The 20,247-nt window shown below is 42.4% G+C and carries 21 protein-coding genes; 13 read left to right on the top strand and 8 right to left on the bottom strand.

The window, feature by feature from the left end:
- Positions 1-14 precede the first annotated feature (14 nt).
- Positions 15-686, top strand: coding sequence for a response regulator transcription factor (locus tag KXV15_RS04185; protein WP_240006898.1), 672 nt, complete (start codon positions 15-17; stop codon positions 684-686).
- 1 nt (position 687) lies between these two features.
- A complete protein-coding gene (locus tag KXV15_RS04190; RefSeq protein ID WP_240006899.1) occupies positions 688-2,187 on the top strand; it encodes a HAMP domain-containing sensor histidine kinase in 1,500 nt (499 codons plus the stop codon).
- An 8-nt stretch (positions 2,188-2,195) separates the two neighbouring features.
- Here KXV15_RS04190 and KXV15_RS04195 read toward each other — a convergent pair whose 3' ends face one another.
- On the bottom strand, positions 2,196-3,038 hold the full coding sequence (locus KXV15_RS04195) for an AAA family ATPase (protein ID WP_240007204.1): 843 nt from the start codon (positions 3,036-3,038) through the stop codon (positions 2,196-2,198).
- Positions 3,039-3,194: 156 nt separating this feature from the next.
- Here KXV15_RS04195 and flbT point away from each other — a divergent pair, with 156 nt between their 5' ends.
- From flbT to KXV15_RS04210, 3 genes are all read left to right on the top strand, one after another.
- Entirely contained in the window at positions 3,195-3,632 is a 438-nt protein-coding gene (gene flbT, locus KXV15_RS04200; RefSeq protein ID WP_240006900.1) for a flagellar biosynthesis repressor FlbT, read from the top strand.
- Positions 3,580-3,990, top strand: a complete 411-nt coding sequence (gene flaF / locus KXV15_RS04205; protein ID WP_240006901.1) for a flagellar biosynthesis regulator FlaF — start codon at positions 3,580-3,582, stop codon at positions 3,988-3,990. The genes flbT and flaF overlap by 53 nt, the downstream gene beginning before the upstream one ends.
- A gap of 95 nt (positions 3,991-4,085) precedes the next feature.
- Positions 4,086-4,862, top strand: coding sequence for a DUF4908 domain-containing protein (locus KXV15_RS04210; RefSeq protein WP_240006902.1), 777 nt, complete (start codon positions 4,086-4,088; stop codon positions 4,860-4,862).
- Here KXV15_RS04210 and KXV15_RS04215 read toward each other — a convergent pair.
- The 4 genes from KXV15_RS04215 to KXV15_RS04230 form a co-directional block, all read right to left on the bottom strand.
- A complete protein-coding gene (locus KXV15_RS04215; RefSeq protein ID WP_240006903.1) occupies positions 4,859-5,212 on the bottom strand; it encodes a hypothetical protein in 354 nt (117 codons plus the stop codon). The genes KXV15_RS04210 and KXV15_RS04215 overlap by 4 nt on opposite strands.
- 151 nt (positions 5,213-5,363) lie before the next feature.
- Positions 5,364-6,110 carry a glycosyltransferase family 2 protein gene (locus KXV15_RS04220; RefSeq protein ID WP_240006904.1) on the bottom strand — a complete coding sequence of 249 codons (747 nt, stop codon included), beginning with the start codon at positions 6,108-6,110 and terminating at the stop codon, positions 5,364-5,366.
- A 121-nt stretch (positions 6,111-6,231) separates the two neighbouring features.
- Positions 6,232-6,576, bottom strand: coding sequence for a P-II family nitrogen regulator (locus KXV15_RS04225; protein ID WP_240006905.1), 345 nt, complete (start codon positions 6,574-6,576; stop codon positions 6,232-6,234).
- A 136-nt stretch (positions 6,577-6,712) separates the two neighbouring features.
- Positions 6,713-7,495 carry a class I SAM-dependent methyltransferase gene (locus KXV15_RS04230; protein WP_240006906.1) on the bottom strand — a complete coding sequence of 261 codons (783 nt, stop codon included), beginning with the start codon at positions 7,493-7,495 and terminating at the stop codon, positions 6,713-6,715.
- 24 nt (positions 7,496-7,519) lie between these two features.
- Here KXV15_RS04230 and gloB point away from each other — a divergent pair, with 24 nt between their 5' ends.
- Positions 7,520-8,284, top strand: a complete 765-nt coding sequence (gene gloB / locus KXV15_RS04235; protein WP_240006907.1) for a hydroxyacylglutathione hydrolase — start codon at positions 7,520-7,522, stop codon at positions 8,282-8,284.
- A 108-nt stretch (positions 8,285-8,392) separates the two neighbouring features.
- Here the strand turns inward: gloB and KXV15_RS04240 are convergent, their stop codons facing one another.
- Together KXV15_RS04240 and KXV15_RS04245 are read right to left on the bottom strand one after the other, a co-directional pair.
- Complete coding sequence (locus KXV15_RS04240; protein ID WP_240006908.1) at positions 8,393-8,593, bottom strand: hypothetical protein; 201 nt, start codon at positions 8,591-8,593, stop codon at positions 8,393-8,395.
- A gap of 721 nt (positions 8,594-9,314) precedes the next feature.
- Positions 9,315-9,614 carry a hypothetical protein gene (locus KXV15_RS04245; RefSeq protein WP_240006909.1) on the bottom strand — a complete coding sequence of 100 codons (300 nt, stop codon included), beginning with the start codon at positions 9,612-9,614 and terminating at the stop codon, positions 9,315-9,317.
- Between the two features lie 162 nt (positions 9,615-9,776).
- On the opposite strand from KXV15_RS04245, the gene KXV15_RS04250 reads away from it, so the two are divergent.
- Both KXV15_RS04250 and KXV15_RS04255 read left to right on the top strand, forming a co-directional pair.
- Positions 9,777-10,904 (top strand): EAL domain-containing protein, encoded by a 1,128-nt coding sequence (locus KXV15_RS04250; RefSeq protein WP_240006910.1) that lies wholly within the window; start codon positions 9,777-9,779, stop codon positions 10,902-10,904.
- 95 nt (positions 10,905-10,999) lie between these two features.
- Positions 11,000-12,679 carry an acyl-CoA dehydrogenase family protein gene (locus tag KXV15_RS04255; RefSeq protein ID WP_240006911.1) on the top strand — a complete coding sequence of 560 codons (1,680 nt, stop codon included), beginning with the start codon at positions 11,000-11,002 and terminating at the stop codon, positions 12,677-12,679.
- A 3-nt stretch (positions 12,680-12,682) separates the two neighbouring features.
- Here KXV15_RS04255 and KXV15_RS04260 read toward each other — a convergent pair whose 3' ends face one another.
- Positions 12,683-13,771 carry a DUF2891 domain-containing protein gene (locus KXV15_RS04260; RefSeq protein WP_240006912.1) on the bottom strand — a complete coding sequence of 363 codons (1,089 nt, stop codon included), beginning with the start codon at positions 13,769-13,771 and terminating at the stop codon, positions 12,683-12,685.
- Between the two features lie 186 nt (positions 13,772-13,957).
- On the opposite strand from KXV15_RS04260, the gene KXV15_RS04265 reads away from it, so the two are divergent.
- The 5 genes from KXV15_RS04265 to KXV15_RS04285 all read left to right on the top strand — a co-directional run bounded on the left by KXV15_RS04265 (position 13,958) and on the right by KXV15_RS04285 (position 20,226).
- A complete protein-coding gene (locus tag KXV15_RS04265) occupies positions 13,958-14,572 on the top strand; it encodes a hypothetical protein (RefSeq protein ID WP_240006913.1) in 615 nt (204 codons plus the stop codon).
- 58 nt (positions 14,573-14,630) lie between these two features.
- Positions 14,631-15,203: a cob(I)yrinic acid a,c-diamide adenosyltransferase gene (locus tag KXV15_RS04270; RefSeq protein ID WP_240006914.1), complete on the top strand. Its 573-nt coding sequence runs from the start codon at positions 14,631-14,633 to the stop codon at positions 15,201-15,203.
- 164 nt (positions 15,204-15,367) lie between these two features.
- Positions 15,368-18,598 carry a carbamoyl-phosphate synthase large subunit gene (gene carB, locus KXV15_RS04275; RefSeq protein ID WP_240006915.1) on the top strand — a complete coding sequence of 1,077 codons (3,231 nt, stop codon included), beginning with the start codon at positions 15,368-15,370 and terminating at the stop codon, positions 18,596-18,598.
- 50 nt (positions 18,599-18,648) lie between these two features.
- Positions 18,649-19,122 (top strand): transcription elongation factor GreA, encoded by a 474-nt coding sequence (gene greA, locus KXV15_RS04280; protein ID WP_240006916.1) that lies wholly within the window; start codon positions 18,649-18,651, stop codon positions 19,120-19,122.
- 150 nt (positions 19,123-19,272) lie between these two features.
- Positions 19,273-20,226 carry a mitochondrial fission ELM1 family protein gene (locus tag KXV15_RS04285; protein ID WP_240006917.1) on the top strand — a complete coding sequence of 318 codons (954 nt, stop codon included), beginning with the start codon at positions 19,273-19,275 and terminating at the stop codon, positions 20,224-20,226.
- The last annotated feature ends 21 nt before the right edge of the window (positions 20,227-20,247 follow it).

Consider the following 20,247-nt stretch of genomic DNA (forward strand, 5'->3'; position numbering starts at 1 on the left):
AGATTGGATATAAAATGAGAGTATTAATTGTTGAAGATGCCGTTGATACCGCAAAATTTATGGCACGCGCCATAGAAGATGCTGGTCATGCTGCCGATGTCTGCCACAATGGTGCCGAAGGTGAGTTAAAGGCGCGCACGCTTTCTTATGATGTGCTGGTTTTTGACCGTATGTTACCGGGCAAAGATGGTATGCAGGTTGTCGAAGATTTGCGCAAAGATGGTATTACCACACCTGTGCTTTTCCTTTCGGCCTTGGGCGATGTTGAACACCGTATCGAAGGTTTAAAAGCCGGCGGTGACGATTACCTTTCTAAACCTTATTCATCAGCCGAACTTGTGGCGCGGGTTGAGGTTTTGGGAAAACGTACCGACCCCGATAGCCGCCAAACAGTTCTAAAACTTGGTGAATTGGAAATGGATCTTATCACCCGCAAAGTTACGCGTTCTGGCAATAAAATTGACGTGCAACCACGTGAATTCCGCTTGCTTGAATATTTAATGCGTAATTCAGGGCAGATTGTTACCCGTACCATGTTGCTTGAAAAGGTGTGGGACTATCATTTTGACCCACAGACCAACGTTATTGATGTTCACGTTTCAAGACTACGTTCAAAAATTGACAAAGATTTTGACCATCCTATGCTACACACAATTCGTGGAACTGGTTATAGATTAGAAGCGTGATTTGAAAGTTAAACTAAACCAATATATTCAAAAAATATCGCCCCGTTTAATAGAAAAACTGGGCGATATTCGCGCTTATATGGTTTCGATTATCCGCACCACCACTTTTAAAGTGGCGTTTGGTTTTGCGGCGCTATTTTCGGCATTTGCACTTTTGCTTTTGGGTTATATTTACGTTGTGACGGTTGGGGTTTTATCCTTTAATGCCGACCGTATTGCCCGCGATGAACTTGCCGAACTTACACAAATTTGGGCGGAAAAGGGTGTCAACGCCCTTAATGGTGAGGTTATTGTTCGTGCCGCATCATCAATGGAAGATTTATTCGTTCTGATAACTCCAGAAGGCAATATTTTATCAGGCAATATTGATGCCGTGCCGATGGATTTATCAAAAGTTCCGCGCCCTAAAAAAGGTGACAATCTTTTTGAAATTCCGGTTCGTTCAACCTCTTTTACCTATTTCCCACAAGATAATATAAACCGTAAACATGCCGCGCGCGGTGTGTTCTTGGCGGGGCCTGATGGTTATGGTCTTTTTGTTGCCCATGATCTTGGCCCTGGCTATACTTTGGCGGAAAAGGTCGTAAATGCGGTTTGGACAGGGTCTTTGGCGGTGTTGGCATTTGCGATAATTGCCGGATATTTGGCGGCAAGGGGTGCTGCGCGACGGGTTGATGAATTATCGCAAACTACGCGCAAAGTTATGGCTGGCAACCTTTCGGTTCGTGCACCGGTTAAAAATTACAATAATGGTTTGGGTGACGAATTTGATGTTTTAACCCAACATATGAATGCGATGCTCGATAGAACCGAGAAGCTAGTGCAATCATCCCGCACAATCGGGGATTCAATTGCCCATGATTTGCGTTCGCCATTAACGAGGTTACGCGCCAATCTTGAAAATTCAATGATGGACGCAAAAAATGATGATGAGTTACGTGAAACAATTGAAAATGCCATTTCAGAACTTGACCGCGTAGTTAGCACGTTTAACGGCGTGCTTCGTCTTTCTCGTCTTGAAGCCGGGCAGGGCGGCCACCTAAGCCGCCTTGATTTAAGCCTTATGCTTGATGAGATTGCCGAATTTTTTGAGCCAAGCGTTACCGATAAAGAGCTTGAGTTTGTCGTTAATATTGAAACTGGTCTATTTGCCGAAATTGATGAATCCATGTTTGTACAGGCGGTAACTAACCTGCTTGATAATGCGGTGAAATATACTGAAAAAGGTAAAATTGAATTTTCTTCCCGTAAAGATCACAAAAATATTGAAATCCTAATTGCGGATAGCGGTATGGGTATTCCACCTGAACAACGCGCCGAGGCATTAAAACGTTTTGTTCGCCTAGATGCCGCCCGTTCGTCACAGGGGACGGGGATTGGCCTTTCGCTTGCCCAAGCAATTGTCGAGGCGCACAAAGGAACAATGGAATTGGTTGATGGCCTTAACCGCGAAGGTGGCATTGGTTTGGGCGTGAAAATTATAATCCCAATTGCCGATTAGATTATAAACTACCTGTCACGCCGTGCCATAAAGGCCAAACGCTCGAATAATTGTAAATCCTGCTCATTTTTCAACAACGCACCGTAAAGCGGTGGAATAAGTTTATTAGGTGATTTTTCGCGCATGGTTTCAAGATCGATGTCATCGGATACCAAAAGCTTTATCCAATCTAATAATTCGCTTGTTGATGGCTTTTTCTTTAGGCCATTAACATTACGAATATCAAAAAAGCTTTTTAAGGCTGCATTAACAAGACGTTGTTTGATATCAGGGAAGTGAACCTTAACAATTGCTTCCATAGTTTCGGCATCGGGGAATGAAATAAAGTGGAAGAAACAACGGCGAAGGAATGCATCCGGTAATTCTTTTTCATTGTTTGAGGTAATGATAATGATAGGGCGGTTTTTTGCCTTTATGGTTTCGCCGGTTTCATAAACAAAAAACTCCATCCGATCGAGTTCTTGGAGAAGGTCATTAGGGAATTCGATATCCGCTTTATCAATTTCATCAATTAACAGGACGCATTTTCCATCTTGTGCAAACGATTCCCATAATTTGCCTTTTTTGATGTAATTCTTAACATCTTTGACGCGCTCATCACCTAATTGCGAATCACGAAGGCGTGAAACCGCATCGTATTCATAAAGCCCCTGAACGGCCTTGGTGGTCGATTTTATGTGCCATTCAATTAGTGGCAAACCTAATGATTTGGCGATTTGTGCCGCAAGAACGCTTTTGCCGGTTCCGGGTTCGCCCTTTATTAATAGGGGACGTTCAAGTTTTATCGCCGCATTAACCGCAATTTTTAAATCTTCGGTTGTTACATATTCATCAGAGCCGTTGAAATACATATTTTTCCTTCTCATTGCCTCATTTATACATGTTTTTATACATTTCAAAGATGTTTGAAAGCAATTTGTTAACCATGTTCTTTTAAAAATACCTAATAGGAGTGTGGTAGTTTCTGATTGTTCAGAAATAACGCGCCCTCACTTTTGGAGTTGGCAATGCCTTTAAAGCTTTCATTGAAACCTAACGAGAAAATTGTTCTTAATGGCGCGGTTATTCAGAATGGCGACAGACGTACCACGATGTTGCTTCAGAATAAGGCTTCTGTTCTTCGTGAAAAGGACATTATGCAGTCGCATGAAGCAAACACGCCGGCGAGAAGAATATACTTCCCGGTAATGATGATGTATCTTTCAAGCGATGATGCTGCTGAAATATACAATGAATTCGCACTCAGAATGACCGAGTTTATGTCTGCTGTCCGCCACGTCCCTATTCTAGAGGAATGTGTGGCGATTTCACGCGATGTTATTGCAGGTGATTATTACAAAGCACTCTCAAGATGTCGCAAAGTAATTGATTTTGAGTCGGAGTTGTTGGGGAATGTCAATAAGAGCATATCAGAAGGTTCAACAAAGGGTAGAGACGCCGCGTGAAACGGAATACCGTCTGTTTACCGAAGTAACCCGTGCACTTAACGAGGTAAAAGCGCTTCCATCTACTGAATTGGGTGCAAAAATGAAGGCACTTGATTGGAATCGACGCGTTTGGAATTTTCTTGCCATGGATTGTTCAAATGAACAAAATGGTTTGCCGGCACAATTGCGCGCTTCAATTATTTCATTATCAATGTTTGTGAGCAAATATACATCACAAGTTATTCGTGAAAACGAAGATATTGAGCCATTGATTGATATTAATATTGCAATCATGCAGGGGCTTGCGGCGCAAAATCAACTTGCACAGGCACAAAATGCAACCCCTGAAGGAATGCCACAGGCTGCGGCATCGTAATTTATTGTTACAACAATAAAAAAGCACTGCAATCCACTATGGGGCAGTGCTTTTTTGTGTCTATTTATTGCCGTAATTATGCTTTATAAAAAAACATGGTCGCAAATTATCAGCGTAAATTGGTATTAAAGCAATTGCTTTTCACGCTTCTCATTTTGATTGGCGTGGCATACCCATTAATTGCGCATTGTGAACCAAAACCCAAAAGCAGTTTTCCCGAATTTTCCAAACTTTTTCCATCCGCAGCGGTAAATAAAATACCCGATGTTGCGCATTTTAATGCGGGAAATAGTGGGTTTTCACTTGATAGAACCAAGCGCAAGCAAATCTTATTTAAATTTGATAATGCCGATGAAGTTTGGGTTCTTAAATCGGTATCTGGGCCGCGCGGTGATGAGTTTTTGCGTAATGACGTTGGCCAAGTGGTATTACGAATTAATAGCCTTGGCGGCATCACAATCTTCAATAGTTCAGATAGTGGCGGCGTTGCCGCAGAGCTTACGGGGAAATCGCGTGGTATAAGCCCGCAAAATCAAGTTTTTAATGGCACTTTGCAATCGGCTGTTGATCGTTCTGCTGGGCGTTTTACTGGGCGATATTTACAGTCAGTTCGGATTGAGGTCACGGGCGGGCTGCAATCATATTTGGTTTATGATTCGCTTGAGCGAATTGCCGATGGGCTTTCACAAATTCCCCCCAAATATTTTAATAATAAAAAATATAAAATTAAAAAGGTTCGCCTTAATCGTGCGCCAAACCCATTTGTGCTTTTGCAAGATGGAACTTTAGAAGTTGGTTTAACCCCAGGGATTGGATATTCGGGGCGCCCATCAAGTGCGGCAGTAAAACTATCTATTTTGGGTGCTAATTAGTCGTTATGCCAACCGCCTGATTGTGCGATATTGGCAATCACGCCGGCAATCATATCAAGCACGCACATCAGCATGAGCAAGAAAAAGGTTGAGGTTGAAAAATTCTCAAACAATACAAATGCACCCATTGCGCCAAGCGATAATAAAACACTTATGGTGTGGTGAACGATGGCATAGGGTGACGCCGCAACCCCACGGATGGATTCGTAAAAAAAGACCAAAATTCCAAATCCAACCAGAATATTCCCGCCGGAAATTCCCCACGGCGCACCCGATGGCATGGTTATGATAAAGGCAGATTTTTCAAGATCGGTCGCAAATGTATCGACACTATTACCCGTTCCTGCCATTAATGCGAATATCGCATATATGACGATAGGTATAAGCAACAAGGGAAATATGTCAAAAAAGCGCTGCATTCGCCCGTATCCAATTAAGAGGCGAATATGACTTAAAATTGGAAATACTTTGTTAACGATGTTTTATGCGTTTCGCCGTGCCTTAAACTTCTTTTACGCCTTCTGGGTTTTTGCGGCGGGTTCCAAGCCATATAACACCAATTAAATCGGTAAGTGCAGCCACAAGGCGCCCAATATTGGTATATTTTGATTGCCCAGTTTCACGTGGGCGGTGGTGAACCTCGATAAATTGGGTTTCAAAACCCGCCTGTTTAACCAATGCCGCCATATAACGGTGCATATGATCGAAATATGGAAGGGTATCAAAAACTTCTTTACGTACGATTTTTATGCCACAGCCGGAATCAACCGCACCATCATTCAAAAGTTTTTGGCGAACCGCATTGGCGATTTTTGAGGCGTATTTTTTCGCCTTGGTATCTTGTCGTTTAAGACGCATCCCTTGCACCATTGCCAATTTTTTTGGTGCATCTGGCGCGGTTAAAATTCGCAACATTTTTGGAAAATCAACAGGGTCATTCTGCCCATCGCCATCAAGGACACCGATTAGTGGCGCGGTGGCAAATTGCAAGCCGGAATAAATTGCGCGGCTTTGGCCCGCGTTTTTGATATGACTAAAGACTTTAAGGTTTGGATGCGTTGCCTTGGCATTTTGCAAAACTTCCAAAGTGTCATCTTTGGAGCAATCATCAACCACAATAATTTCATAGCCAAACCCAGAAAGTGCGGCTTCTATTTCCTCGATTAAGGTAACGATTGCCCCGCTTTCGTTATGAACAGGGATAATTACAGAAACATCGGGCGAATTATTGGTTATTTCATTACTCATGTGTTCCTATTACCAAGTTTTAGGTGAAAATCCACAATTTTCAGCAAGAACAAAACCGCCCAAAAGAAAAAGCCTGCCCCATTTGGTAAAGGCAGGCTTTTTATTGACATAAATGGAATTATTATCCCACCAATGCAGCAGAATCTTTTTCACCAGTTCTGATACGAAGGGCAGATTCAACATCAAGCACGAATACTTTGCCGTCACCGATTTTAGATGTATTTGCAGCCGCAGTAATAACTTCTACAAGGCTGTCAACAACATCATCATTTACAACGGCTTCAACTTTTACTTTTGGTAAAAGTTTTACTTCATATTCGGCGCCGCGATAAACTTCGGTCTTGCCTTTTTGGCGACCATAACCGCGAACCTCGGTAACGGTAAGACCGGACACACCGGCATCGCCCACAGCGTCAAGAACCGCGTCTAATCTGCTAGGTTTGATGATTGCCATTACTAATTTCATTATCTACCCCTTCTCTTGCCCAATGATAAAGCTCAAGTGCTTCTCTCATAACTTAAATTGACTATAACAGATTTAACGGGAAATTGAATATCACAACAAAAATTAATCGGGAAAGAATGTTTAAGACTTTACCTGCTTAATTTTTATGCTGTTTGGAATTGTGTTTGCTGAAATATGAGGCAGTGGCGATTTCGGTTTTCTGGTTTTTATTAAGTGCCGTCCTATCAGGCTCTATTGCAATGCGCTTGGTGGCTTCAAAGAATAATAAACCCCCAAGGTGTGGTAGCAAAGTCTGCCCAATTTGTTCACAAATTTTGGCGGCCTTTTCATTTGCAATCTTATTAACCGGCGGCAGGAAGAAAATCCGTTTGGCAATATTTATTTCAAACATACTGTCTTTTAAAAATTCCGAAAACTGGGTTCTTGAATATGGGCGACCTTGTCCGAACGGGGTATTATCTGTGCGCGCCATAAGCCCGCGACGATTGGGAACAATAAAAATTATTTTCCCTTCTGGACGTAAAACCCGCCATAATTCGCGCAACATTTTTTGCGGATTTGCCGCTTCTTCAAGGGCATGGCAAAGCAAGATTCTATCAAAGCTATTTTCGACAAAGGGCAGGTTTTCAGGCTCACCGATTATTGTGATGTTTTTGCCAAATGGATTGTATTTTTGAACGCTTTTACCAATTAATTTATTATCAGGAAAATTATAATTTATAATCCGCCTTGGGTCTTTTGGCGGTAAATTATCCTCACAAATATAGTCAAGCAATGGGCAGGTGTAACCAAAACCCAAAATTTCCATATTTTGTAAATTGGCCCAAGTTTTTTTTATTTCTTCGGCGATAAATTTACTTGCAACTTTGCCATATTTGCCGCCATAAAAAGAAATTAGGTCATCAATAGTATATTGCATTAATTATTTCCAAAAGGGCGTTTCATGTTGCAAATATTACAATTCAAATGTTTAAAAGATAATTACGGTTTTCTTATCAAAGATTTGAACACCAATAAAGCATTATGTATTGATACACCCGATTCAGGTGAGATTATGGCATTTGCAAAAAAAAATAATCTCATCATCTCTGAAGTATGGAATACCCATTGGCATGCCGATCATGCCGGCGGAAATCAGGCAATCAAGGACGAATTTGGCGCGGTTTTAAAAGGCCCCGAAGAGGTTTTAAAGCATGGCTTCCCATTAGATGAGGTGGTTTCACCCGGTGGCACGCTTTCTTTTGGTGGGCATATGGTCAAAATCCTAAACCTTGGTGGGCATACATTGGGGCAAATTGGTTATTATTTTATCGATTTAGGTTTTGTTTTTGTTGGTGATGCCCTGTTTGTTTTGGGCTGTGGCAGGTTATTTGAAGGCGATGCCAAATTGGCATGGGGCGGGCTTGAGGTATTGAAAACCTTGCCCCACGAAACCTTGGTTTATTGTGCGCATGAATATTCGGCGGCCAATGCGCGGTTTTGTGAAAGTTTGGGTCTTTCCAATGCGGAATTGGCGGCGCGCATCACGGAAATTGATGAATTAACCGCAAAATCAATCCCAACCGTACCCACAACAATCGGCATCGAATTAAAAACCAACCCGTTTTTACTTGCGGATTATGAAAATCTAAAATCCGAACTGGGGCAGGCGGGCAAACCAGATTTTGAGATTTATGGGTATATCAGGGGGTTAAAAGATAAGTTTTAGGAAAGATTGATGGATACCAATATTGATTAATCAGGTTGAAATTTCACGCGTATGGCAAATTTCTTACTTATTCTTAGCCGCTAGAAGAGCTTGAAATTCATAAACGGTCTAATTGCAGGTTGTATTTGTTGTTGTAGAATTACCGTTTTTTATGGTCGTTGTAATGCAATCATCATTAGATAATTTTAGATAGGCATTTGCTGTTGCCAATACTAATATCAGTGCCGCAAAAGTACACACGGCAAAAGTTACTAATGAAGTAATGCCACCGTTTACTTTATTAATTTCATCTATTTTTTGCTCTTGCATCTGGTGCGCCTTGTGTGTACCCAAGGTGGGCTGTAATAATGTTTCGCGCCTTGATGGTTTTGTCAACCCGTAATTTTATTTTTATTGAAAATAATTTAAGCTAATTGGTGCTTGTTGAAATAAGAAACATATTATTGAGCAAGAATTCGGAGACATGATGTGAATTTGACGTTCATTTTGTTGAACAATTGATTGAAATTATAGACGTTGCAACCGTTTTGATGTTGTTATAGAAAGTATGAATATTTGGAATGAGAGCTACCAAAGGCGTAAGTCATATCCTTTTTTCTTAAACTTGCCCCCTCCGACTTACTTTGCAAGTCACCTCCCCCGCTAAGCAGGGGAGGACAAATCCCGCACTCATGCTCCCCTGTTTACGGGGGAACTGTCACGATTTATTGTGACTGAGGGGGTAAACCCCTAATCCATCTATCCCCCCGCCAATGAAACCCTTTATTATTCAAATTGGTTTGGTTTAGACGGCACAAATGGTGAGGGGGTGAAATGTCAGGATTTGTCAGGGTTTTTGGGCGGTGCATGGATCATTGGGCGCATTATTTGTTTTTTCCAATGTCAACAAATGTCAACATTTTTCGGATGCCGCAAGAAAATGCCGAAAAATTTATTTAAATAACTGAATAATAATGATTTTCTTGACAAGAATCGCGGTTACAAATTGTCACAAATATGGAAAATACGATTTTAAAAGGAGGTATTATATTTAAATCACGGCCAATAGATTGGTGTAATTATTTCTTACGCCTGAATATGCCTTCATGCTGGCTTTTAAATCGACTTCTTGTTCAAGATTTTCGGCTTCACGAAGGATGTGGGCGGCAAAGAATGGGTTAAAGCCTTGGTACTGGCTTTGGTTTCTTTGTTGTTGTTGCTCTTTATGCTCATAAACATTGATGCGTGTCGCATCGGGATTCATTTCAATGCTTTCCACGCGCGTAATTGCCGGAACATTGTTCCGTTTTGATACGCCTGAGGCAGAATATGAAGAAATCCCGTTTATCATATGCCATATCCCGCAGTTTTCGTGCCAAATAATTTGGGTTTAGAATCACTGCTGCACTGCAATATGTAAAATAATTTACCATTTGTTAACTATAATCTTCACCTTAATATTAAATCATGTCATCTATTCTGTTCTGGTTTTGCAAGGGGCAGTCTAACCACGATGAATTCGCCAATTAAAAATGTTGCTGATAGGCAAAATATTGTTCATGCCGAAAACCTGTTTTTCAGCACTAATGAGCATGAAAGACGGTTATTATGGTCGGCATTAAATCTGCTTGAAACCATGGTCTGTCTTGTTGATGGCAATGGTGGTTTGAAATGGATTGGAAATTCGGCATTTAAGTTTGGGACAAGCCTGTTTAACCTTGCGCCCTTGCCGCAAAATCTTGATGAACTTGGTTCGTTTTTTGGCGTGAATGATTTTGGGAATAAATTGCGTCAATGCCATAATAATTATGGTGTAAGGTTGTTTAAACCTGATGGAGTGCATTTTGAAATCCGTGAAGAAGTTGAAAGCGGGATTGTAACCCTGCGCCGGACTAATTCTGGTTATCAAAGTGATATTGCCAATGACAAAGAGGCACAGGCATTATTGGCGGCACTTGATGAAAATCGTATGTGCCTTTTCCGTCAACCGATTATTGACACCAAAACCGGAAACATTCGCCAATATGAATGTTTGGCACGTATGTTGCGCCCTGATGGCTCTATTGCCAGCCCGATTGAATTTATCCCTGCGGCAGAGCGGGCGGGGCTTATTGCAAGACTTGATCTAAGCGCGCTTAGCCTTGCTTTGGGTCAGTTAAAAACCAACAGCGATATAAGGCTTGCGGTAAATGTTTCGGCGGCAACCATTGCCGATGAGGCGGCGCGTCAAGAATTTTTGGGCATTCTTGTTAATGATACAACCCATGACGAACGCCTTACAATTGAAATCACCGAAACCATTGCGATTCACGACCTTGATGTTGCCGCTAATTTTGCACAGGCGGTAAAGGATTCGAATGCACGCATTGCGCTTGATGATTTTGGGGCGGGCTATACTTCATTCCGGTCATTAAAAATATTGCCGCTTGATGAGGTTAAAATTGATGGCAATTATGTTGAGGCAATCAATGAGCGCAAGGATAATCAGGCGTTCGTAAAAGCAATCAATACATTGTCCCATGATTTGGGTTTTGAAACCATTGCTGAACGGGTTGAAACCGAAATGGAGGCCGATATTTTACGTGAAATCGGCGTAAGCGGTTTGCAAGGCTATTTATTCGGTCGCCCACAAAAAGATTAATTCTTTTCGCAATTGCAGCATTTGAGACCATAGTTCTATTGAAAAATAGTGATTTTCCTGATTTAGCTATTGCAGCATAAATACATCAGGGGAAGATGACCATGTCACAAGCAGCAGAAAATGTGCAAAATCAAATCAATGAATTACCCGCACTATTAACTAGTGCCGTAAAGGAATTAAAACCGGTTCGCGATGCGGCAGTAAACTTTGCCAAGGCAAAAGTTGTTGTTGACGGTAAGATTGACCGCAAATTGGTTGATAAAGAACAGCATATCTTGCATGGCTTGGCATGGTATCAAACCTATATTTCAACTTTGACCGAAACTGCAAAATGGGCAAATGAGCTTGCCTCTGCAGGCGCATTTACAGAAATTGAAGCCAATCTTTGCGTGGTTTTGTTTGCCGATTATCTATCTGATATTGCCGCCGGCATTATGATGACCCAGGTGGAGCGTATAAGACCAACCGACCTTGGCATAAAATCTGTGGCCCAAGCCGCAATTGATGGCGAGATTTGCCAAAAAATTATCGCCCTTAATACCCAAGAGCTAAAAACCCGCACCGCGGAATTAATCCACCAAGTGCAAGGGCGTGCTACAATTGAAAATACCGGCCTTGATGAAACTTTGGAAATGGTGCGCGATACTTTCTTTGCTTTCGCCAATGAAAAAGTTAAACCATTTGCCCATGAATGGCACCTTAAAGATGATTATATTCCGATGGAAATCATCGACGAACTTGCCGAACTTGGGGTTTTTGGTCTTACTCTCGAAGAAGAATATGGTGGTTCGGGCCTTGGCAAGCGCGCAATGTGCGTGGTGTCAGAGGAATTATCACGCGGTTATATTGGTGTTGGCTCACTTGGAACGCGCGCTGAAATTGCGTGTGAATTAATTATCAATGGCAATGATGAAGAGCAAAAGGCGCATTATTTGCCAAAGATTGCTTCGGGCGAAATTTTGCCAACGGCCGTTTTTACCGAACCGAATACTGGTTCTGATTTGGGTTCTTTGCAAACCCGCGCGGTTAAAGAGGGTGATAAATATGTTATCACCGGCAACAAAACTTGGATTACCCATGCCGCACGTGCTGATTTGATGACGCTTTTGGTGCGCACAGATCCAAACACCAATAATTTCAAAGGTCTTTCAATGCTTTTGGCAGAAAAAGAGCGCGGCACAGATGAAAACCCATTCCCAACCAAGGGTATGACGGGGGGTGAAATCCACGTTCTTGGATATCGTGGTATGAAGGAATTTGAACTTGGCTTTGATGGCTTTGAAGTGCCAACCAAAAACCTGCTTGGCGGGGTTGAGGGTATGGGCTTTAAACACCTTATGGCGACTTTTGAATCGGCGCGTATTCAAACTGCGGCACGTGCAATTGGTGTTGCGCAAAATGCCCTTGATATCGGCCTGCAATATGCCACCGAGCGTAAACAATTCGGCGATTATATTTATGCCTTCCCACGGGTTCATAATAAAATCGTACAAATGGCGGCGGAAATTATGGGTGTTCGTCAACTTACCTATTTTGCCGCTTTGGAAAAAGATACAGGCGCACGATGCGACCTTGAGGCAGGTATGGCAAAACTTTTGGCGGCGCGCATTGCATGGGCGTGTGCCGATAATGCGCTACAAATTCATGGTGGCAATGGCTTTGCGCTTGAGTACCAAATTTCACGCGTATTGTGCGACGCCCGCATCTTGAATATTTTCGAAGGCGCAGGCGAAATTCAGGCACAAGTCATCGCAAGACGTTTGTTAGAGGAATAAAATTTACTTCTTCACACCCTCTTGGGTTAATAGATAAACCGCAAAGGTTCCAAGCCAATGTCCGCCTTCATAATGTTCCCCCGTAACATTGGGAAGGGCGGCATCGGCGTGGGTTTTGGCGGTAGCATGTAGTGATTTGATGCGTGCATCGCCCTTGGGTAAATAGCTGGCAATTGTATTTAACATCCAGGCACGCGATAGGTTTAAGCCATCCAAATGCGCTAGTTTTGGATCGGATCTGTCGGTAACAATTGCGGGTTTAAGCCAATTTGCGGTGCCATCCTTTGGAATTTGCGGCAAAAAGGTTTTTAGCCATTTGGCAAATTCTGCGGGTGGCAAAATGCGCGCCATAAGGCTGGCTTCACCTAAACATGGCGATAAAAATGCTTCGCCATCTGGTTCATAGGCAAGTGGGCAGTTTTTATCATTCGCATAATAATATTTACCACGTGCTTTTATAAGTTCGGCAAAATCTTTTTCACCCGCTACAATTGCCCAATCATAAGCAAGACCAAGGCCAAAAGCGGTTTGATTATGTTCGCCAATACGAATTGGATAGTTTAGTTTTGGCAACCATGATTTCATTTTCTCGGCTGATGCTTTTGCCAATGGTTCAAAAATAGGGGCAAGTGCGCGTAAATCGGCATCTTTGGAGGTCAAAAGCTCTTTATGTAATTGTAATGCCCAAGCCAAACCATAGGGGCGTTCAAATGATGCCCGCCCTGGTGTTTTTAAATATGCAACTTCACCGGCAATATTTTCAGGTGTAATTGATTGTTTTAAGGTTGCTTTTGCATCTGCTGCATATGGGGCATCAGGATAGGTTCCCGCAAGTTTGGCCAAAAGCCAATGCCCATGCACAGATGAATGCCAATCAAAACAGCCATAAAATGCCGGATATAAAACATGTGGTTCTTGAGCATCTTTTGCGGAATTAAGCGCATGTGAAATATGGTTTGGATATTCGCTATGCGCACATTTTAATGCAAGGGCGGCAAAACGTTCGGTTGGTTTATAATCTTGGGCAAGGGTTGGCGTATTAAAAAAGGCCTGCGCAACAAAAGCGGCCAACAGCATTTTTGACAATTTCATTTGAGAACCTGTGTGAATTTATATGTTGGCGCAACTATTTTACGATTTTGAAAAATTTACAAGCAAGAAATAATTTATCGCTTCGATAAAAAATTTAATAAAAATAACAAATTATAATTTAAGGTTTATATTTTGTTAATTACTTGTGGGTAGTTTATCTGAACCTTAATAGTTTAAAGGTGTATCATGGAAATAAATGCTGTAAACGCGTCAAATAATTTTTTGACCAATGTTGACCCATTGGTTTTCAATAAAGCCTCTGATGCAACCAATGAGAATGTTGCACAGGCATCCGATCCACTTAAGTTTGATGACACTGTTGATTTATCAACAACCGCACATGCAATTGTTGAATGGATAAGTTCGTATAAAACAACATTGGGCAGCCATATTGGAACTATTCATTATATGAATGTTGATAGTGATGTTGGTCTTGTGGTTGATAAGAAATTGTTAGAGGCAAATAAAAACCTTCTAAACTATCTTGAGAGTGCTAGTATCGCGGAAAAATCTAGCCGTGAGTATCAAGATTACGTCAATAAACTTAGAATTTATATTGCCAAAATTCAAAATGCGCTTTCCGAGGCCGAACAAAGTGCAAGTGATGACGCTAACGCCTCGCAAGCAACCACCGAAATTAGTACAAATGACACAAATTCCGCCGTTGATAATGGTAATGAAAAGCCCGCTAATAACTCACTTGGTGCATTTTTAACCAAATCGATGGGCGAATTCCGCGATAAGTTGAAAGAATTCCTTTTACCAAGTGTCGCAAGTTCGCAAAATGAGGCGCAAGATTAGAATTAGAATATTTTGTGAAAAGGGGTGACAAACCAATTGAAAACCATTATCATTTGGCATGGTCACGTTAAACAAAATCTATACTAAAACTGGTGACAAGGGGACAACGCGTCTTGCCACCGGCGAACTTGTCAATAAAACCAATCCCCGCCTTGCAGCATATGGAAGTGTTGATGAATGCAACGCTTTTATTGGTGTTGCGCGGCTCTATACCGAAAAAGACAAGGTTTTGGATGAAATTCTTGCTCGCATTCAAAATGATTTATTCGATTTAGGTGCTGATTTGGCGACGCCCGATAGCCCCGCAATAACTTGGACCCCACTTAGAATTATTGAAACCCAAGTTACGCGCCTTGAAAAAGAGATTGATTTAATGAATGAGGTTCTTGAGCCACTTGATTCATTCATTCTTCCTGCTGGGTCAAAATTGGCAAGCAATCTTCATGTTGCGCGCACAATTGCCCGCCGTGCCGAACGCGAAATAGCCGCATTAATTGAGGCAGGTGAAGCCGTTTCCGAACCCGCAATGCAATATATAAATCGCCTTTCAGATTTATTATTCGTTGCCGCGCGTCGTGCCAATGGCAATGGTGCGTTGGACGTTAAATGGGTTCCCGCGAAGAATCGTTAAAATAAAGCGTTAGTTTAACCGTTAATTTTCCTTGCACTTTTTCATTAAGTGCTTTATACGCCCGTAGCTTCAAGCCCTTCGCAGCGATTCAATGCTGCGGGGGCTTTTTTGCGAAATATAGTTCTGAAAACCAAGACAAACGCAAACCATAGTGGGAATTTAAAATGCCAAAGCGCACGGACATAAAATCAATTCTAATCATCGGGGCGGGACCAATTGTTATCGGTCAAGCATGTGAGTTTGATTATTCAGGCGTGCAGGCTTGTAAGGCGTTAAAGGAAGAGGGTTACCGCGTAATTCTTGTAAACTCCAACCCTGCCACCATTATGACCGACCCTAATTTGGCGGATGCGACCTATATCGAACCAATTACCCCCGATGTAGTTGAAAAAATCCTTGAAAAAGAACGTCCGGATGCAATCTTGCCAACCATGGGTGGGCAGACCGCGCTAAATTGTGCGCTTGCGCTTAATAAACGTGGCGTTCTTGAACGTCTTGGCATCGAAATGATTGGCGCAAAACCTGATGCGATTGAAAAAGCCGAAGATAGACAGCTTTTCCGCGATGCAATGGATAAAATTGGCCTTGAAAGCCCGAAATCATATGTTGCCCATACTTTAGAACAAGCAGAGGCTGCATTGTTACAAGTTGGTTTGCCGGCAATTATCCGCCCATCATTCACATTGGGGGGTACTGGTGGTGGTATTGCCTATAACCAAGAAGAATTTAAAGAGATTTGTACGCGTGGACTTGATGCGTCTCCTACCACTGAAATTCTGGTCGAAGAATCTGTTCTTGGCTGGAAAGAATATGAGATGGAGGTTGTTCGCGATAAAAACGACAATTGCATTATTATCTGTTCAATCGAAAATATTGACCCAATGGGTGTGCATACCGGTGATTCCATCACTGTGGCGCCTGCATTGACCCTAACCGATAAAGAATATCAACGTATGCGTGATGCATCGATTGCGGTATTGCGGGAAATTGGGGTTGAAACCGGTGGTTCAAACGTGCAATTCGCGCTTGATCCAAAAACTGGGCGTATGACGGTTATCGAAATGAACCCGCGTGTTTCACGTTCATCTGCGCTTGCGTCAAAGGCAACAGGTTTCCCAATTGCCAAAGTTGCGGCAAAACTGGCGGTCGGATATACTTTGGACGAAATCGCAAACGACATTACGGGTGGTGCAATGCCGGCGGCATTTGAGCCGACAATCGATTATATCGTAACCAAAATCCCACGTTTTGCTTTTGAAAAATATAAGGGTGCGGATACCACATTAACCACCCAGATGAAATCAGTTGGTGAGGCGATGGCAATCGGCCGAACTTTCAATGAATCTTTCCAAAAAGCACTTCGTTCTTTGGAAACTGGCTATGATGGTCTTGATGCGGTTAATGAGTACGAGGATCGTGACGAATTATTGGCGGCCTTGGCAAAACCAAAGGCAAGCCGCATTATGCGCGTTGGTCAGGCCTTCCGCATGGGATTTAGTGTTGAAGAAATTCACAATGTTTCCAAAATTGACCCTTGGTTCTTGCGTGAAATTGAAAAAATTATTTCAATTGAAGACTTGCTTAAAAAACATGGCTTGCCAGATAATGCCGAAGATTTCCGACATGTGAAATCAAATGGCTTTGGCGATGCGCAAATTGGAAAAATTCTTGGCCTAAACCAAAATGATGTTGCAAAAGCACGCCGTGCTTTGGGCGTTGTGCCATGCTTTAAACGGATTGATACATGCGCCGCAGAATTCCGCGCGACCACACCTTATATGTATTCAACCTATGAAATGCCTGCTGCTAACGGTGTTGTAGATTGTGAAGCCGAAACCTCTACCCGCCAAAAAATTGTTATTCTTGGTGGCGGTCCAAACCGTATTGGACAAGGTATTGAGTTTGACTATTGTTGTTGCCACGCGGCATTTGCCTGCGAGGACATGGGCATTGAATCAATTATGGTCAACTGTAACCCTGAAACCGTATCAACTGATTATGACACTTCGGACAGATTGTATTTTGAACCATTGACCCAAGAGGACGTTATTGAAATTATTCACCGCGAACAACAAAGCGGCGAATTAATGGGCGTTATCGTGCAATTTGGCGGTCAAACCCCGCTTAAACTTGCGAAGCCACTTGAAGATGCTGGCATCCCAATTCTTGGTACAAGCGTTGATTCAATCGACATCGCCGAAGACCGCGAACGTTTCCAAGAACTTCTGCACGAAATCAACCTTATTCAGCCGCGCAATGCAACCGCGCGCACAGAAGAAGAGGCGCTACAAGGCGCTGCCAAAGTTGGTTATCCAATTGTTGTTCGCCCATCCTATGTTCTTGGTGGTCGTGCGATGGAAATCGTCCACGATGAAAGCAGCCTTAAACGCTATGTTCGCGAGGCGGTGATTGTTTCTGGTGATAACCCTGTATTGATCGACCAATATCTTCGTGATGCCATTGAGGTGGACGTTGATGCGCTTTGCGATGGTGAAAATGTTTTCGTTGCCGGTATTATGGAACACATTGAAGAAGCGGGTATCCACTCTGGTGATTCTGCTTGTGCATTGCCGCCATATTCGTTGCCAGAAAAAATTGTCAAAGAAATCGAGGTGCAAACCATTAAACTTGCCCTTGCACTTAAGGTGAAAGGTTTGATGAACGTACAATTCGCGGTAAAGGATGAGGAAATCTATGTCCTTGAAGCCAATCCCCGTGCGTCACGTACTGCGCCATTCGTTGCCAAGGCTGTAAATATTCCGGTTGCGTCAATTGCCGCAAAACTTCAGGCCGGTGAGAGATTATCTGCATTTAATCTTAAACCTAAAAAGCTTGAACACGTGGCAGTTAAAGAAGCCGTATTCCCATTTGCCCGTTTCCCTGGTGTTGACCCAATTTTGGGACCAGAAATGAAATCAACCGGTGAAGTGATGGGCCTTGATAAAGACTTTGATATGGCATTCTTAAAGTCGCAAATGGGCTCTGGTATGGTTCTGCCAACTGGCGGCACTGTATTTATTTCGGTAAAAGAAGGCGATAAAAATGCCATTATCGAAGTCGCAAGAAAATATGAAGAAGCAGGGTTTAATATCCTTGCCACTGAAGGTACTGAACGGGCGTTAACTCAAAATGGTATCAAGGCAAAACGCATTAATAAGGTGCTAGAAGGTCGCCCGCACATTGTTGATGCCATAATCGACGGCAAGATTCAGATGGTAATCAATACCACAGAAGGTAAGCAGTCGCTTTCAGATTCATATTCAATTCGTCGTAATGCGTTGATGCAGTCAATTTCTTATTACACGACTGTTGCCGGTGCGCGCGCCGCCATTCGTGCCATAATTGCGGAGAAGGAAAAACCAATAGAGGTTAAACCACTGCAAGCATATGCTTGACGAAACGTAAAACTATAACCAATTTACTTTTTTAATCAGGAATTCCTAAAATGGAAAAAATACCAATGACTGAGGAGGGGTACAAACTCCTCGATGCAGAATTAAAAAAATTAAAAACTATTGAAAGACCTGCAATCATCGCGGCAATTGCTGAGGCACGCTCGCATGGTGATTTGTCGGAAAATGCTGAATATCATGCTGCAAAAGAACGCCAAAGCTTTATCGAGGGCCGCATCGGCGAGCTTGAAGACAAAATGGCGCGTTCGCAAATCATCGATATTTCACATTTGTCGGGTTCAACTGTAAAATTTGGCGCAACCGTAAAAGTTCTTGATGAAGATACTGAAGAGGAAAACACTTATAAAATCGTAGGTGAAGATGAATCTGACGTTCGTTCAGGCAAAATTTCGATTGCATCACCAATTGCCCGTGCATTGATTGGCAAAGAAGTTGGTGACGTGGTTGAGGTTACAACGCCATCTGGTATTCGCTCGCTTGAAATTATGGATGTTGAGTGGAAATAATCGCGTCTTATTAGGGCTTTGATTATTTAGAACATTTAATTCCGCATTTTGTAATTGTCATGCCGCATTTATTGCGGCATCTTGCGTATGATAGCCTAGCAGAAAAAGCAGGGCAAAAACTTGCAAAAGTTGGTACGTAAAGGAATTAGCATGACCACAATCTGGGCATTATCCGACGGGCGTGCAGGGATTGAAAAACAAGCAATCGCGTTCGCCAATGCCATCGCGGAATATATTCCCGATGCGGAAATAAAAATTGTGCGAATTTCCCCGCGCGCACCACAGGTTTATTTACCACCAGAAATATGGCCATTTCCTCTTGGCGCTTTGCCAAAAGATGAGAGGGCGATTTTTGACAATCCACCTGATATTTTAATCGCCAATGGGCGGCGCGCGATTGCCTATTCTTTGCTATTAAAGAAAAGGTTGGGGGATAAAATCCTTACAATTCAATTGCAAGACCCCAAAATTCCAACTGAAAAGTTTGACTTTGTAATTGCGCCCAAACACGACAACGTAAAGGGTGATAATGTCTATGAAACGCTTGGCGGATTAGTTTATTATTCAGAGGCCGCAATTGAAAATGCGCGTGCGCAATATGAAAAACATAAGCCATTAGCAATTGTGATTTTGGGCGGAGATTCCAAAACTCATAAATTTACCGAAGGCCGTGCAGGGGAAATAATTGCCCAATTAAAATTATTGGTTGGTTATCATATTTGTATAACAACTTCACGCCGTACACCGCCAAAGGTGGAGCATGAATTTGCAAAATTTGCACGTGCAAAAAACTATGAATTCTATACACCAGAAACTGGCGGCAACAATCCGTATTTGTCATGGCTTGCCAATGCCGATATTGCCTTTATAACCGAAGACAGTGCAAATATGCTAGCGGATGCGGCGTTTTTTGGTTTGCCGATAAATATTTTGCGGCTTTCAGGTGGTTCCAAGAAGTTTAATGACCTTCACCAAAGCTTTATCCAAAGCGGCAGTGCGGAATTTTTTAACGGCAAGGTCTTTAAAAACGCAAATGTCCTGCCAAATAACATAAAATCAATTGCAAATGACATTGTCAATCATTGGCAAAAGCGTCAAAACTAACTAAATTAGTTGTTTGAAATA

The organism is Pseudaquidulcibacter saccharophilus, from assembly GCF_019455445.1.
GTDB lineage: Bacteria > Pseudomonadota > Alphaproteobacteria > Caulobacterales > Aquidulcibacteraceae > Pseudaquidulcibacter > Pseudaquidulcibacter saccharophilus.

Excerpts from the sequence above, each read along its gene's own strand:
- KXV15_RS04185 (WP_240006898.1), top strand. The coding sequence starts at position 15 with ATGAGAGTATTAATTGTTGAAGATGCCGTTGATACCGCAAAATTTATG.
- KXV15_RS04195 (WP_240007204.1), bottom strand. The coding sequence starts at position 3,038 with ATGTATTTCAACGGCTCTGATGAATATGTAACAACCGAAGATTTAAAA.
- flbT (WP_240006900.1), top strand. The coding sequence starts at position 3,195 with ATGCCTTTAAAGCTTTCATTGAAACCTAACGAGAAAATTGTTCTTAAT.
- flaF (WP_240006901.1), top strand. The coding sequence starts at position 3,580 with ATGTCAATAAGAGCATATCAGAAGGTTCAACAAAGGGTAGAGACGCCG.
- KXV15_RS04210 (WP_240006902.1), top strand. The coding sequence starts at position 4,086 with ATGGTCGCAAATTATCAGCGTAAATTGGTATTAAAGCAATTGCTTTTC.
- KXV15_RS04215 (WP_240006903.1), bottom strand. The coding sequence starts at position 5,212 with ATGGCAGGAACGGGTAATAGTGTCGATACATTTGCGACCGATCTTGAA.
- KXV15_RS04220 (WP_240006904.1), bottom strand. The coding sequence starts at position 6,110 with ATGAGTAATGAAATAACCAATAATTCGCCCGATGTTTCTGTAATTATC.
- KXV15_RS04225 (WP_240006905.1), bottom strand. The coding sequence starts at position 6,576 with ATGAAATTAGTAATGGCAATCATCAAACCTAGCAGATTAGACGCGGTT.
- KXV15_RS04230 (WP_240006906.1), bottom strand. The coding sequence starts at position 7,495 with ATGCAATATACTATTGATGACCTAATTTCTTTTTATGGCGGCAAATAT.
- gloB (WP_240006907.1), top strand. The coding sequence starts at position 7,520 with ATGTTGCAAATATTACAATTCAAATGTTTAAAAGATAATTACGGTTTT.
- KXV15_RS04240 (WP_240006908.1), bottom strand. The coding sequence starts at position 8,593 with ATGCAAGAGCAAAAAATAGATGAAATTAATAAAGTAAACGGTGGCATT.
- KXV15_RS04245 (WP_240006909.1), bottom strand. The coding sequence starts at position 9,614 with ATGATAAACGGGATTTCTTCATATTCTGCCTCAGGCGTATCAAAACGG.
- KXV15_RS04250 (WP_240006910.1), top strand. The coding sequence starts at position 9,777 with ATGAATTCGCCAATTAAAAATGTTGCTGATAGGCAAAATATTGTTCAT.
- KXV15_RS04255 (WP_240006911.1), top strand. The coding sequence starts at position 11,000 with ATGACCATGTCACAAGCAGCAGAAAATGTGCAAAATCAAATCAATGAA.
- KXV15_RS04260 (WP_240006912.1), bottom strand. The coding sequence starts at position 13,771 with ATGAAATTGTCAAAAATGCTGTTGGCCGCTTTTGTTGCGCAGGCCTTT.
- KXV15_RS04265 (WP_240006913.1), top strand. The coding sequence starts at position 13,958 with ATGGAAATAAATGCTGTAAACGCGTCAAATAATTTTTTGACCAATGTT.
- KXV15_RS04270 (WP_240006914.1), top strand. The coding sequence starts at position 14,631 with ATGGTCACGTTAAACAAAATCTATACTAAAACTGGTGACAAGGGGACA.
- carB (WP_240006915.1), top strand. The coding sequence starts at position 15,368 with ATGCCAAAGCGCACGGACATAAAATCAATTCTAATCATCGGGGCGGGA.
- greA (WP_240006916.1), top strand. The coding sequence starts at position 18,649 with ATGGAAAAAATACCAATGACTGAGGAGGGGTACAAACTCCTCGATGCA.
- KXV15_RS04285 (WP_240006917.1), top strand. The coding sequence starts at position 19,273 with ATGACCACAATCTGGGCATTATCCGACGGGCGTGCAGGGATTGAAAAA.